At 42.5% G+C, this 14,049-nt stretch carries 13 protein-coding genes and 2 tRNA genes; 1 reads left to right on the forward strand and 14 read right to left on the reverse strand.

All coding sequences use genetic code 11. From position 1 onward, the window contains the following. Positions 1 to 71 precede the first annotated feature (71 nt). The 13 genes from rpsO to rlmE form a co-directional block, all read right to left on the reverse strand. A complete protein-coding gene (gene rpsO, locus L4C37_RS01075) occupies positions 72 to 341 on the reverse strand; it encodes a 30S ribosomal protein S15 (protein WP_010436144.1) in 270 nt (89 codons plus the stop codon). A 218-nt stretch (positions 342 to 559) separates the two neighbouring features. Beyond that, the gene (truB, locus tag L4C37_RS01080) at positions 560 to 1,513 is read right to left on the reverse strand and encodes a tRNA pseudouridine(55) synthase TruB (protein ID WP_429767663.1); all 954 of its coding nucleotides are present in this window, start codon (positions 1,511 to 1,513) and stop codon (positions 560 to 562) included. Further along, positions 1,513 to 1,926 carry a 30S ribosome-binding factor RbfA gene (gene rbfA / locus L4C37_RS01085; RefSeq protein WP_137373443.1) on the reverse strand — a complete coding sequence of 138 codons (414 nt, stop codon included), beginning with the start codon at positions 1,924 to 1,926 and terminating at the stop codon, positions 1,513 to 1,515. Before rbfA ends, truB begins: the two co-directional genes overlap by 1 nt. A 134-nt stretch (positions 1,927 to 2,060) precedes the next feature. Next, entirely contained in the window at positions 2,061 to 4,751 is a 2,691-nt protein-coding gene (gene infB, locus L4C37_RS01090; RefSeq protein WP_273296684.1) for a translation initiation factor IF-2, read from the reverse strand. Between the two features lie 20 nt (positions 4,752 to 4,771). Then, positions 4,772 to 6,259, reverse strand: coding sequence for a transcription termination factor NusA (gene nusA, locus L4C37_RS01095; protein ID WP_137373441.1), 1,488 nt, complete (start codon positions 6,257 to 6,259; stop codon positions 4,772 to 4,774). A 35-nt stretch (positions 6,260 to 6,294) separates the two neighbouring features. Further along, positions 6,295 to 6,750, reverse strand: coding sequence for a ribosome maturation factor RimP (gene rimP, locus L4C37_RS01100; protein WP_137373440.1), 456 nt, complete (start codon positions 6,748 to 6,750; stop codon positions 6,295 to 6,297). Positions 6,751 to 6,985: 235 nt separating this feature from the next. Then, positions 6,986 to 7,062, reverse strand: a tRNA-Met gene (locus tag L4C37_RS01105). A gap of 53 nt (positions 7,063 to 7,115) precedes the next feature. Next, a tRNA-Leu gene (locus tag L4C37_RS01110) sits at positions 7,116 to 7,200 on the reverse strand. A gap of 15 nt (positions 7,201 to 7,215) precedes the next feature. After that, positions 7,216 to 7,548, reverse strand: a complete 333-nt coding sequence (secG, locus tag L4C37_RS01115; protein ID WP_137373439.1) for a preprotein translocase subunit SecG — start codon at positions 7,546 to 7,548, stop codon at positions 7,216 to 7,218. 240 nt (positions 7,549 to 7,788) lie between these two features. Further along, the gene (gene glmM, locus L4C37_RS01120) at positions 7,789 to 9,129 is read right to left on the reverse strand and encodes a phosphoglucosamine mutase (protein ID WP_137373438.1); all 1,341 of its coding nucleotides are present in this window, start codon (positions 9,127 to 9,129) and stop codon (positions 7,789 to 7,791) included. Positions 9,130 to 9,148: 19 nt separating this feature from the next. Continuing rightward, on the reverse strand, positions 9,149 to 9,991 hold the full coding sequence (folP, locus tag L4C37_RS01125) for a dihydropteroate synthase (protein WP_137373437.1): 843 nt from the start codon (positions 9,989 to 9,991) through the stop codon (positions 9,149 to 9,151). Between the two features lie 108 nt (positions 9,992 to 10,099). Next, positions 10,100 to 12,070: an ATP-dependent zinc metalloprotease FtsH gene (gene ftsH, locus L4C37_RS01130; RefSeq protein ID WP_273295975.1), complete on the reverse strand. Its 1,971-nt coding sequence runs from the start codon at positions 12,068 to 12,070 to the stop codon at positions 10,100 to 10,102. A gap of 107 nt (positions 12,071 to 12,177) precedes the next feature. Continuing rightward, a complete protein-coding gene (gene rlmE, locus L4C37_RS01135) occupies positions 12,178 to 12,807 on the reverse strand; it encodes a 23S rRNA (uridine(2552)-2'-O)-methyltransferase RlmE (RefSeq protein ID WP_137373435.1) in 630 nt (209 codons plus the stop codon). A gap of 127 nt (positions 12,808 to 12,934) precedes the next feature. On the opposite strand from rlmE, the gene yhbY reads away from it, so the two are divergent. Beyond that, positions 12,935 to 13,231, forward strand: coding sequence for a ribosome assembly RNA-binding protein YhbY (yhbY, locus tag L4C37_RS01140; protein ID WP_004738252.1), 297 nt, complete (start codon positions 12,935 to 12,937; stop codon positions 13,229 to 13,231). Between the two features lie 76 nt (positions 13,232 to 13,307). On the opposite strand, the gene greA is transcribed toward yhbY, so the two are convergent. Continuing rightward, entirely contained in the window at positions 13,308 to 13,781 is a 474-nt protein-coding gene (greA, locus tag L4C37_RS01145; RefSeq protein WP_137373434.1) for a transcription elongation factor GreA, read from the reverse strand. Between the last annotated feature and the right edge of the window lie 268 nt (positions 13,782 to 14,049).

Consider the following 14,049-nt stretch of genomic DNA (forward strand, 5'->3'; position numbering starts at 1 on the left):
ATTTTCTTACAGGCACAAAAAAAGGAGCATAAATGCTCCTTTTCTTCAAACTGTCTTTGCAGACATCGCTATTAGCGACGTAGGCCTAGACGCTTGATTAGGTCTTGGTAACGAGCAAGGTTTTTGCCTTTCAAGTAATCAAGAAGCTTACGACGGCTAGAAACCATACGTAGTAGACCACGACGGCTGTGGTGATCGTGTTTGTGCGCTTTGAAGTGACCTTGTAGGTGGTTGATAGAAGCAGTAAGTAGTGCTACTTGTACTTCTGGTGAACCTGTGTCGCCTTCAGATTGTGCGTATTCTGCAACGATTGCTGCTTTAGTTTCTGCATTCAGAGACATAAATCTCTCCTGATAAGAGTAAGTTTATATTTGTAGCAGCCAATCTCTGATTCAGCCGCTACGCGAGCCGAGGATTATAGGGAAGTTTACGAGTTGGTGCAATAACAATCGAACCCGTGAAAAACGAAAAAAGCGAACTACCTAAATCAGGCGTTCGCTTTCTGTCTTATTTACCAACTTTTCAATGCGAAAAGCTAATATCTAACTAGATTTACACATTAAACTTGTGGCTCTTCATCTCTGAAAACAACCAGACGCTTTGGTGCAACTCGACCATCTTCAGCAATTTGAGCAACACCAACAAACAACTTCTCTTCGCCGCTTGTCATACGCACAGTGCCTTCGGCTGGTGCTCCGGATACTTGAACTGGCATACCATGTTGAACAAGGTCAGTCAGCTCTGCATTCAGGTTTACCTCTGGTAAATCTTCAACGGCAGTGTCCATCGGCATTAGCAGAGGATCGAGTAGCTCTTTAGGTGCAACCTCTTGTTCCTGAGCTTGCTCTAAAATCGCGTTTAACTGCTCCAAAGTCACCATGCGCTCGTACGGGTACTTTGCAACACCAGTACGACGAAGCATTGTAACGTGAGCACCACAACCTAGCATTTCACCAAGATCGTCAGTGATTGTGCGGATGTAAGTGCCTTTCGAACAATGTACTTCCATCTCAACTTCATCACCTTCAAAGCGAAGTAGCTCGATAGAGTAAACAGTGATCTTACGAGATTCACGAGGAACTTCGATACCAGCACGTGCGTATTCATATAAAGGCTTACCTTGATACTTCAATGCAGAGAACATTGATGGTATCTGGTCGGTTTCGCCCTTGAAGCTTGCAATACACTGTTCAAGCTGTTCTTGAGTCACGTTCACATCACGAGTCTCTACCACTTCACCATCAGAGTCAGAGGTATTGGTACGCTCACCAAGCTTAGCGATCACCACGTAGCGTTTATCAGAATCTAGAAGAAACTGAGAAAACTTCGTCGCTTCACCAAGACAAATTGGCAGCATGCCAGTCGCAAGAGGATCCAGAGCACCTGTGTGCCCAGCTTTCTCTGCAAAGTAAATGCGTTTTACTTTTTGCAGTGCATCATTAGATGAAATACCAGTTGGTTTATCTAACAGAATTACCCCGTTTATTGGGCGACCTTTACGACGGCGAGCCATTACTCTTCACCTTTTACTTCTGTATCTTCATCACGGCCAGCTTCATGCTGCTTACGCTTGTCTTCACTCAAAACTTCACTTACTAAGTTAGACATACGCATACCTTCAACTAATGTATCGTCATATGTAAAACGAACTTCAGGAGTCAGGCGGTGGCGAATACGCTTACCTAGAGCCATACGGACTGGCACTTCGTGCTCTTTAAGAGCAGCAAGACATGATTGAGGTGTTTGCTCACCGATACATAGGAAAGTCACGAACACTTTTGCGTATGCAAGATCACGAGACACTTCTACGTCTGAGATCGTAACCATACCAATGCGTGAGTCACGGACTTCACGTTGCAAGATAAGTGCTAGCTCTTTTTGTAGCTGCTGAGACACACGCTGTGTGCGGCTAAATTCTTTTGACATTTTCTTTTCTCACTTAGAAAGATGGGGGGCTTGGTAATAACCAGCCCCCCATGGTGTATTCAACAACCGATTACTTATTACCTTTACTAGTAATGTTAGTAACCTTAGTCAATATGTCGAGTCGTACAGACTGGTTAGTCTAAAGTACGTTGAACCTCAACGATTTCGAATACTTCGATCTGGTCACCAACGCGAACGTCGTTGTAGTTCTTAACGCCAACACCACACTCGTAACCATTTTTAACTTCTTGAACATCATCTTTAAAGCGACGAAGTGACTCTAATTCACCTTCGTAGATAACAACGTTTTCACGAAGAACGCGGATTGGGTTGTTACGCTTAATGATACCTTCAGTCACGATACAACCAGCGATTGCGCCGATCTTAGGAGACTTAAATACATCACGTACTTGAGCAAGACCAATAATCTCTTGACGGAATTCAGGAGCAAGCATACCGCCCATCGCCTGTTTCACTTCGTCGATCAGTTGGTAAATGATTGAGTAGTAACGTAGATCAAGGTTTTCATTCTGAACAGTACCACGCGCAGTTGCGTCAGCACGAACGTTGAAACCAAGGATAATAGCGTTAGAAGCTGCTGCAAGCGTTGCATCAGTTTCAGTAATACCACCAACACCAGAACCTACGATGTTCACTTTAACTTCGTCAGTTGAAAGTTTCAGTAGAGAGTCAGCGATTGCTTCAACAGAACCTTGAACGTCTGCTTTTAGTACAACGTTAAGTTCAGCAACTTCACCAGCTTCCATGTTTGCGAACATGTTTTCTAGTTTAGCTTTTTGTTGACGAGCTAGTTTAACATCACGGAATTTACCTTGACGGTAGTTAGCTACTTCACGTGCTTTACGCTCATCACGTACAACAGTCGCTTCGTCGCCTGACGAAGGAACACCAGAAAGACCTAGAATTTCTACAGGAATAGATGGACCTGCAGTTTCGATGTCTTTACCGTTTTCATCGCGCATTGCACGAACACGACCGTACTCTTGACCACAAAGAACGATGTCGCCTTTGTTTAGAGTACCAGACTGTACTAGTACTGTTGCAACTGGACCGCGACCTTTATCAAGACGAGATTCAACAACAACACCAGACGCCATGCCTTCTTTAACTGCTGTAAGTTCAAGAACTTCAGACTGAAGAAGGATTGCTTCTAGAAGACCTTCGATGTTTGTACCCTGTTTAGCAGAGATGTGAACAAACATGTTCTCACCGCCCCATTCTTCAGGGATAACGTCGTATTGAGCTAGCTCATTCTTAACGTTGTCTGGGTTTGCACCCTCTTTATCGATCTTGTTCACAGCAACAATCAGAGGAACGCCTGCCGCTTTCGCGTGCTGGATTGCTTCGATTGTTTGTGGCATTACGCCATCGTCTGCTGCAACTACAAGTACAACGATATCTGTCGCTTGAGCACCACGAGCACGCATGGCAGTAAACGCCGCGTGTCCAGGAGTATCAAGGAAAGTGATCATACCGTTATCAGTATCTACGTGGTAAGCACCAATGTGCTGCGTGATACCGCCAGCTTCGCCAGAAGCAACGTGTGCTTTACGAATGTAATCAAGTGTTGAAGTTTTACCGTGGTCAACGTGACCCATGATAGTAACAACAGGAGCACGACCTTCAGCGATTGCATCGCTATCACGATCCGCTAGTACTGCTTCTTCAAGTTCATTTTCTTTACGAAGAATAACCTTGTGACCCATTTCTTCAGCAACAAGAGCTGCTGTTTCTTGGTCGATCACTTGGTTGATAGTCGCCATAGCGCCCATCTTCATCATAACTTTAATTACTTCAGTTGCTTTAACTGACATTTTGCTAGCCAGTTCAGAAACAACGATTGTTTCGCCAATAGCAACGTCAGACTTAGCAACAGTTGCTGATTTATCAAAACCTTGCTGCATTGAAGTTGGTTTAGCAAGCTTACCTTTACCACCACGACCACGTTGGTTGCGACCACCACGGTTATTGCCTGGTTGAGTAGCTGGAGCAGCTTTCTTCTTGCGACGACGAGGAGCTTTCTCGTCTTTTTTATCCGCTGCATCTTCTGCTTCACGAGCGTAAGTAGAAGTCGTAACATGGTAATCCGCAGATTTTTCTTGTTCTTTCTTCTTCTTCTCTTCTTCAGACCAACGTTCTTGGTTTTCTTCTGCTAGCTTACGAGCATCTTCAACTAGTTTTGCAGCTTCAGCTTCAGCTTTACGCGTTGCTTCCTGCTCCTGACGTGCTTTTAGCTCATCAGCTTCTTTCTTCGCTTGTGCGTTTGTGTCTGCGTTCTTTGAATTCATGTCTTTTTTAGCCTTATCAGCTTGTGCGCGTTTTGCCTTTTCTTCAGCTTCACGTTTAGCATCTGCTTCACGTTTTACTTTCTCTTCGGCTTCGCGCTGTGCTTTCTCTGCAGCTACACGTTGCGCTTGCTCTTCAGCTTCGCGTTGTGCTTTATCTTCCGCTTCACGAGTATCAGCTTCTTCGGCTTCTCGTTTCGCTTCATCTTCGATTGTGCTGCGCTTTACGTAAGTACGCTTCTTACGTACCTCAACTTGAACATCCTTACTCTTACCGCCTCCAGCGGCAACACTTAACGTGCTGCGGGTTTTGCGTTGAAGAGTTAAGCGAGTCGGTTCAGTTTCACCAGAAGTGTCACCATGTTCTTTTTTCAGGTGAGTAAGCAAACTTTGCTTTTCTGCATCTGAAACTTGATCCGATCCTGCTTTCTTCATTCCTGCATCAGCAAGTTGTTCAATTAAGCGGTCAACTGGCGTACCAATCTCTTCACTCAGTGCTTTAACTGTTAATTGTGTCATACCGCTCTCTCCTTGCTGAGTTATTCTTCGTCGCCGAACCAACAGATGTTACGCGCAGCCATGATAAGCTCACCTGCACGTTCTTCTGTTAGATCTTCAATACCTTCTAGTTCATCAACACCTTGATCAGCTAAATCTTCAAGTGTTGCAACACCTTTTGCTGCTAACTTGTAAGCCATCTCACGCTCAAGACCTTCTAGTGCAAGTAAGTCTTCTGCTGGCTCAACACCATCAAAAGTTTCTTCTTTAGCAAGCGCTAGAGTAGTCAGAGCATCTTTCGCACGGTTACGTAGCTCTTCAACGATGCCTTCATCTAGACCATCGACTTCAAGAAGTTCGTTTACTGGAACGTATGCTACTTCTTCTAAAGTAGAGAAACCTTCTTCTACAAGCATTTGAGCGAAGTCTTCTTCGATATCTAAGTGCTTCATGAAGTTTTCAATTGAAGCAACCGCTTCTTCTTGGTGTTTCTTCTGAAGATCAGCAACTGTCATTACATTCAGTTCCCAACCAGTTAGTTGAGAAGCTAGACGTACGTTTTGACCGCTACGACCGATAGCTTGAGCTAGGTTATCTGCTTCTACTGCGATATCCATTGAGTGCGCATCTTCATCAACGATGATAGAAGCTACATCTGCAGGAGCCATTGCATTGATAACAAATTGTGCCGGGTTATCATCCCAAAGCACGATATCAATACGCTCACCACCAAGATCATTAGAAACCGCTTGTACACGTGCACCACGCATACCAACACAAGCCCCTACAGGGTCAATGCGTTTATCATTGGTTTTCACTGCGATTTTAGCACGCGAACCAGGATCTCGAGCCGCACCTTTTAATTCAATCAGTTCTTCACCAATTTCAGGTACTTCTACGCGGAATAGTTCAGCTAGCATTTCAGGCTTAGAGCGAGTAATGAATAACTGGAAACCACGAGCCTCTGGCTTAACTGCGTAAAGCAAACCACGTACTCGGTCACCTGGACGGAAGTTTTCACGTGGAAGTTGGTCATCACGAAGGATTACCGCTTCAGCGTTGCTACCTAGATCTAAGATAATTGTGTCACGGTTAACTTTCTTAACAACACCAGTAACTAGCTCACCTTCATTATCGATGAACTGTTCAACAATTTGAGCGCGCTCAGCTTCACGTACTTTTTGTACAATAACTTGCTTAGCGGTTTGAGTCGTAATACGGTCAAATGTAACTGACTCGATATCATCTTCAATGAAACCACCTAGTTCGATTTCAGGATCATCGTACTGTGCAGCTTCGAAAGAGATCTCTTTTGTTGGGAATTCAACAACTTCAACAGCTTCCCAACGACGGAAAGTCTCAAAATTACCCGTTTTACGATCGATTTCTACACGAACTTCAATTTCAAATTCGCTTTTCTTCTTAGTTGCTGTTGCAAGCGCGATTTCAAGCGCTTCAAAAATACGCTCACGAGGAACTGCTTTCTCATTTGAAACAGCTTCTACTACCGCTAAAATTTCTTTGTTCATTAATCTAGCCTCTTAAGCTTTTCTCACGAGGAGAACTAAAATTTAGGGATCAGGTTAGCTTTCGAAATATTACTTAGTGGAAACTCTTCTGTGTTCCCTTCAGCTAATATTGAAATAGTCTCACCATCAACAGATTGGATATCACCTTTCCATTTACGACGGTTGGCTACAGCCATTTTCAAAACAATGCTTACCTCGTGACCAATAAATTGTTGGTAATGCTCAGCTTTGAATAGTGGTCTTTCTAGACCTGGTGAAGACACTTCAAGGTTGTAAATCACTGAAATTGGATCTTCAACGTCTAATACTGCACCTACTTGATGACTTACTTCAGCACAATCATCTACAAAAATACCATTTTCATGATCAATGTAGATACGTAGCGTTGAGTGCTCACCCGCACGAATAAATTCTAATCCAACTAACTCATAACCTGACGCAGCTACAGGAGCTTCAAGCATTTCAGTAAGTTGTCTTTCTAAACCAGTCATTTAACCACTCCAGAAACAAAAAAAGGGCTCAAAGCCCAATTTAAATTCCAAGCAAACATTACCTAAATGCATTTATAAATGCTTAGATAACAAAAAACCCCGTATAAGCCGGGGTTTTTGTTGCTGGACCCTGATTCGTTAAGCAATTATCTAATAAGATTAATACTTAACTCGTAGTGAGGTTCACACTACGTAAACTTGCTACCAACTTTCACACATAGTGTGCTTTGAAAATTGGTTGCGGGAGCCGGATTTGAACCGACGACCTTCGGGTTATGAGCCCGACGAGCTACCAAACTGCTCCATCCCGCGTCCGACTTGTGAGCATTATACGCCCAACAAGATGTTTTACAAGTTTGTAAACATGGTGCCGAGAGAGGGACTCGAACCCTCACACCCTAAGGCACTAGCACCTCATGCTAGCGTGTCTACCAATTTCACCATCTCGGCATCAAATCTTTCAGATTATTGTGGAATCTCGTCGCCTTGCGCCGGAACTTCACTCACTGCATCATTAGCTTGCTGAATTACCTGACCTTGAGTCGGGTCAATCCACTGTGACTCAGTTTTATGTGTAGACATATTACCAAGTACTAAGCTAATAACAAAAAATACGATTGCAAAAATTGCAGTCATTCGGGTTAGGAAATTCCCTGAGCCACCAGCACCAAACACAGTGTTTGAAGCACCAGCACCGAATGAAGCTCCCATATCTGCGCCTTTACCTTGTTGAATTAACACTAGGCCAATTACACCAAGCGCTGCCAACAGGTAAATCACAAGTAGAACTGTAAACATTTTTCCACCTATGTTCCTAATTGTTGAGCCAGCGCCGTTCTAAAACACTATTTACACGATGTTTAGAGAACAAGGCTAGCGACCTCCTAACTGAAGGCCGAGCAATACTAACGAATGCTTACTTACCTGACAAGTGGAATTTGCCAAAAATAAGCCTTTAGAAAACAAACGCTCAAAAAAAAGACAAAACAAGCATAAAACTACCTTATGCTTGTTTTGATTAGTTCAACAATAAGTTGATTAACAGCTGGCTTTTACCGCCTCTGCAATTTTAAGCGCTGAGCTTTGAACTAATTCTGCATCTTCACCTTCAACCATTACACGTAGTAGAGGCTCTGTTCCAGACTTACGAAGTAGCACTCGACCTTTTTCACCAAGAACAAGTTCAACCTCTTTAACTGACCGAATTACCGCTTCTGCTTCTAATGGGTTTGAGTCACCACTAAATCTTACGTTTTCTAAAACTTGTGGATATAGCGTCATACCTTGTGATAGCTCGTTTAGAGACATTTCACTGTCCACTACTGATGCTAATACCTGCAATGCCGCAACAATCGCATCACCAGTTGTTACTTTATCAAGCAAAATAACGTGACCAGAATTCTCAGCACCGATCTTCCAACCTTTAGCTAAAAGCTGTTCCATTACATATCGGTCACCAACAGCTGCACGTACAAATGGAATCCCTAATTGCTTAAGCCCATTTTCCATACCAAGGTTAGTCATTAATGTACCTACAACACCACCCTTCAGTTCTCCGCGACGTAGGGCATCACGAGCAATGATATAAGCGATTTGGTCACCATCAACTTTGTTACCTAGCTCATCAACCATGATGATACGGTCGCCATCACCATCAAAACCTAGACCGAGTGCAGCTTTCTCTTCAAGCACTCTAGCTTGTAAAGCTCGTACATCCGTTGCACCGACTTCATGATTTATATTGGTGCCATTTGGCTCAACACCCATTGCAATAACTTCTGCACCAAGCTCTCTAAAAACTGCAGGAGCAATATGGTATGTCGCACCATGAGCACAATCCACAACAATTTTCATTCCAGACAAGCTCATGTGGTTAGGGAATGTGCTTTTACAAAATTCAATATAACGACCTGCTGCATCATTTAAGCGAACCGCTTTACCAAGCTCTGATGATTCTACACATTCAATGTCTTTATCTAATTCAGCCTCAATCGCTAACTCAATTTCATCAGATAACTTAGTGCCTTCAGAAGAGAAGAACTTAATACCATTATCATAATATGGGTTATGAGATGCTGAGATAACAATCCCAGCTTCTGCGCGGAAAGTCTGTGTTAAGTAAGCAACAGCAGGGGTTGGCATTGGACCTGTGAAAGTTGCTTGAAGGCCTGCAGCAGCAAGACCTGCTTCTAAAGCAGATTCAAGCATATAACCAGAAATGCGGGTATCTTTACCTATGATAACTTTTTTTGTACCTTGTTTAGCAAGAACACGACCAGCAGCCCAACCAAGTTTAAGTACAAAGTCCGGAGTGATAGGGTATTGCCCTACTTTTCCACGCACACCATCTGTACCAAAATAACGTCTTTTATCTGACATGGGTTTTCCTTAATTTTTATTATTTTTCAATTGAATGATTATTGTTCATCACTTGAATGATCTTCATCGCTTCTAATGTTTCTTCAACATCATGAACACGAATAATTTGTGCACCTTTCATTGCCGCGATTGTAGCGCAAGTGATGCTTGCTATCATGCAGTCGGCAGGAGCTTTATCTAAAAGCTTAAAAATCATCGATTTTCTCGACATCCCCGCTAAGATCGGCAACTCAAGTGTATGAAATTTTTCAAGGTGCGCTAATAGGTGGTAATTATGTTCGATGGTTTTACCGAAACCAAAACCAGGATCAAGAATCAGCTGTTCCTTTGAGATACCGACGGCTTTACAAGACTTCACTCTTTCTTGCAAGAATGCTTCGATATCCTTTAGAACATCGTCATAACTTGGATTGGCTTGCATAGTTCTTGGCTGACCTTTCATGTGCATTAAGCAAACAGGTACATTAGCCTCAGCGGCAGCTTCCAAAGCTCCTGGTTCTTGCAAAGCGCGCACATCATTGATCAAGTCAGCTCCAGCTTCAACCGCTTGGCGCATCACTTCCGCTTTACTGGTATCAATAGAAATCCAAACATCAAACTTAGCTCGAATCGCTTTAATAACAGGGATAACACGAGCGAGTTCTTCCTCTAAGGAAACGTTAGGAGCTCCTGGGCGAGTCGATTCTCCACCAATATCAATAATACTTACACCAGCTTCAATCATCTGTTCAGCTTGCAGTAAAGCATTATCTAATGAATTGAATTTTCCGCCATCAGAAAAGGAATCAGGGGTAACATTTAAAATCCCCATGACATGTGTTCGGTCAAGAACAAGAGTTTTATTGTTAGATTTTAATTTCATCGGAACTATCTTCAACAAATGTAATAGTTATTTTACGCAATAAATATACTCGAGCTATAAACAGAAAAACCCTGAGTCTCCTCAGGGTTTTTGTTTATAACTTAAAGATTAAGAGTCTTTGTTTTGGGCATCATCTGATTCAGACTTAGCTTCTTCAACTTTAGGCTCTTCAGCTTTTGGTTCAGTTTTAGCTTGCCCTTCTGATTTGGCTTCAGTTTTAGCTTCTTCCTTTGCAGGTTCTGCTTTTTCCTGATCACCCCAACCAGCTGGCTCACGAATGTCAGTTTTACGCTCCATGAGATCATCAATCTGACCTGCATCGATCGTTTCATACTTCATAAGTGCATCTTTCATCGAATGCATCAAATCCATATTATCTTCTAGGATTTGCTTAGCACGAGCGTAGTTGCGGTCGATAAGGATACGAATTTCTTCATCGATCAGTCGAGTTGTATCGTCAGAAACATGTTTAGCTTGGCTCATGCCGCGACCTAGGAAAACTTCACCTTCTTCTTCAGCATAAAGAAGAGGGCCTAGTTTTTCAGAGAAACCCCATTGCGTAACCATCTTGCGAGCAATATCTGTTGCACGTTCGATATCGTTAGATGCACCAGTTGATACATTGTCCTTACCGTAGATAAGTTCTTCAGCTAGACGACCACCGTACAAGCTAGAAATCATTGACTCTAGATGTTGGCGAGACATGCTTACGCGATCTTGCTCTGGTAGGTACATAGTCACACCAAGTGCACGACCACGTGGGATGATTGATACCTTGTACACAGGATCGTGTTCAGGTACCAAACGACCAACAATCGCGTGACCCGCTTCGTGATAAGCCGTTGATTCTTTCACTTCTTCAGACATAACCATTGAGCGGCGCTCTGCACCCATCATGATCTTATCTTTCGCAAGTTCAAACTCAACCATAGATACATTGCGTTTATTTCCGCGAGCAGCGAATAGAGCCGCTTCGTTAACAAGGTTCGCAAGATCTGCACCAGAGAAACCTGGAGTACCACGAGCAATCAGAGATGGTTCAACATCGCCTGACAGTGGGACTTTACGCATGTGTACTTTAAGTATCTGTTCACGACCACGTACATCAGGCAGACCAACCACAACTTGACGGTCAAAACGACCTGGACGAAGTAGTGCCGGGTCAAGTACGTCTGGACGGTTAGTCGCAGCGATAACGATAATACCTTCGTTACCTTCAAAACCATCCATCTCAACCAGCATTTGGTTTAGTGTTTGTTCACGTTCATCGTGACCACCACCAACACCAGCGCCACGCTGACGACCTACCGCATCGATTTCATCGATAAAGATGATACAAGGTGCCGCTTTCTTCGCTTGTTCGAACATGTCACGTACACGAGATGCACCAACACCAACAAACATTTCAACGAAGTCAGAACCTGAGATAGTAAAGAACGGTACTTTCGCTTCACCAGCAATCGCTTTTGCAAGCAATGTTTTACCAGTACCAGGAGGACCAACCAACAGAATGCCTGTAGGGATTTTACCACCTAGCTTTTGGAAACGACTTGGGTCACGAAGGTAGTCAACAAGTTCTTTCACATCTTCTTTTGCTTCGTCACAACCTGCAACATCAGCAAACATCGTTTTAATTTGTTCTTCGCTCATCATTCGAGCTTTACTCTTACCAAACGACATTGCGCCTTTACCGCCGCCGCCGCCTTGCATTTGACGCATGAAGAAAATCCACACACCAATTAGTAAGATCATAGGGAACCAAGAGATGAAGATAGTACCAAGTAGGCTCTGTTCTTCTGGTGGTGTGCCCTGAACTCGAACATTTTGATTAATTAAGTCATCAAGTAGCTTTTGATCATAAACAGGCATGTAAGTTACATACTTAGAACCACCACCACGACGGGTAAAGGTAATTTCACTGTTATTGAACTGTGCGTCTTGAATCTGGCCTTGGCCAACTTCCTGTACAAATGTGGTGTAATCTACTGCTCTGCCGTTACTTTCTCCAGGGCCGAAGCTCTGGAATACAGACATAAGCACTACAGCAATAACAAGCCACAGAATTAAATTTTTTGCCATGTCACTCAAGGTGTCAGCCTCTCGATAACTAATTGTAATTAAAGGTAGGGTACTACAGTTTGTAAACTGTAGCCATATTGTTAACGCTCACTTTTGAAAGAGAATCGTTAACCTTTGTAACCAGTGGCTACGATAAAAACTTCACGAGAACGTGCTCGTGATGAATCGGGTTTTCTGACTTTTACTGTTTTGAATATCTCACGGACATCCTTAACATATTGATCAAACCCTTCGCCTTGGAAAACTTTGACAACAAAACTACCATTGGTAGCTAGAACTTGTCGACACATATCCAATGCTAATTCAACTAAGTACATAGCTCTAGGTTGATCTACAGAGTTGTTGCCCGCAATATTTGGTGCCATATCTGACATAACTACATCAACCATATTAGGTTGAATTCGCTCTAATAAAGCATCTAATACTGCTTCTTCACGAAAATCACCTTGAAGAAAGCTAACACCAGCAATTGGGTCCATTGGTAACAAGTCACAGGCAATGATTTGACCACTGTCCCCTATAACCTTAGCACCGTATTGAGACCACCCCCCAGGAGCGGCACCCAAATCAACAACTGTCATACCTGGCGCAAGCAGCTTATCTTTGGATTGAATTTCTTCCATTTTAAAATAAGCACGAGAACGATAGCCTTTTTTTCTAGCTTCATTTGCATACTTGTCGTCGAAGTGTTCCTTCAACCAACGACCAGAACTGGCCGAATGTTTCTGTTTACTCATTAGATACCTAAATCGGTGAATAAATACTGATTGCCCAATACTATGATGAATAAATTATAGTCTTCAGCATTAGATGGCGTTAAAATAGGTTTTTTCAACCCTAATATTAAAGAAAATTGGCCGCGTAATGAACCTAAGTACCAAACAAAAGCAGCATCTAAAGGGCCTAGCTCACAGTTTAAAACCTGTAGTGCTAATGGGCGCAAATGGACTTACTGAAGCTGTTCTAGCGGAAATCGAATTAGCTCTAGACCACCACGAACTGATCAAGATTAAAGTTGCATCAGAAGACCGTGAGACTAAGCAACTGATTATCGATGCAATTGTACGTGAAACTAAAGCAGAGAAAGTACAGACTATCGGTAAAGTTCTAGTACTGTTCCGTCAGTCAGAAGCACGTAAAATCGAGATTCCACGTAAGTAATCTATTATTACCTACATGAGAAACAAAAAAGGTCGCTGTGAGCGACCTTTTTAATATCAACAATAAAATAATCAGCTTAGATATATTCTACTTTATCAATTTCGAAATCTTTCTCGCCGCCTGGGGTAGAAATAAGCACTTCGTCGCCTTCCATCTTACCAATAAGACCACGAGCAATTGGAGACTTAACAGAGATACGGCCTGTTTTAATATCCGCTTCATCTTCTGAAACAATTTGGTATTTCACTTCTTCGTCAGTATCTACATCAATTAATGTCACTGTCGTACCAAAAATGATCTTCCCAGTATTTTCCATTTGAGTAACATCAATAATCTGAGCTAAAGAAAGCTTATATTCGATATCACGGATCTGTGCTTCACAGATGCCTTGCTCTTCACGAGCAGCATGATATTCAGCATTTTCTTTTAAATCACCGAGTTCACGAGCTTCACCAATCGCTGCTGAGATAACAGGGCGTAGCTTTAATAGGCGATCTAATTCGTCACGTAGCTGCTGAGCGCCACGTACTGTCATTGGAACCTTTTCCATTTCTTACCTCTATGCCAAAGTTTTCTTTGGACAAAATAAACCTACCCAACCTTAGTGATTAGGTAATAGAAACAAACTCATTTTGATAGTGTAAACAAACTTGATATCTAAATCACGTTTATTCCACTTTGTATTCAAAAAGCGTAATCGAGCTCATATTTGCCTACTTCTCAAAACTAGAATTTCAGTCTCATCTTTAAAACTAACAAAAGAAAAATATAAAAAAACAAAAAAAAATAAAAATAAATTACACTGCACGAAAAATCAA

The organism is Vibrio kagoshimensis (assembly GCF_050337535.1).
In the GTDB taxonomy this organism is placed as follows: domain Bacteria; phylum Pseudomonadota; class Gammaproteobacteria; order Enterobacterales; family Vibrionaceae; genus Vibrio; species Vibrio gallaecicus.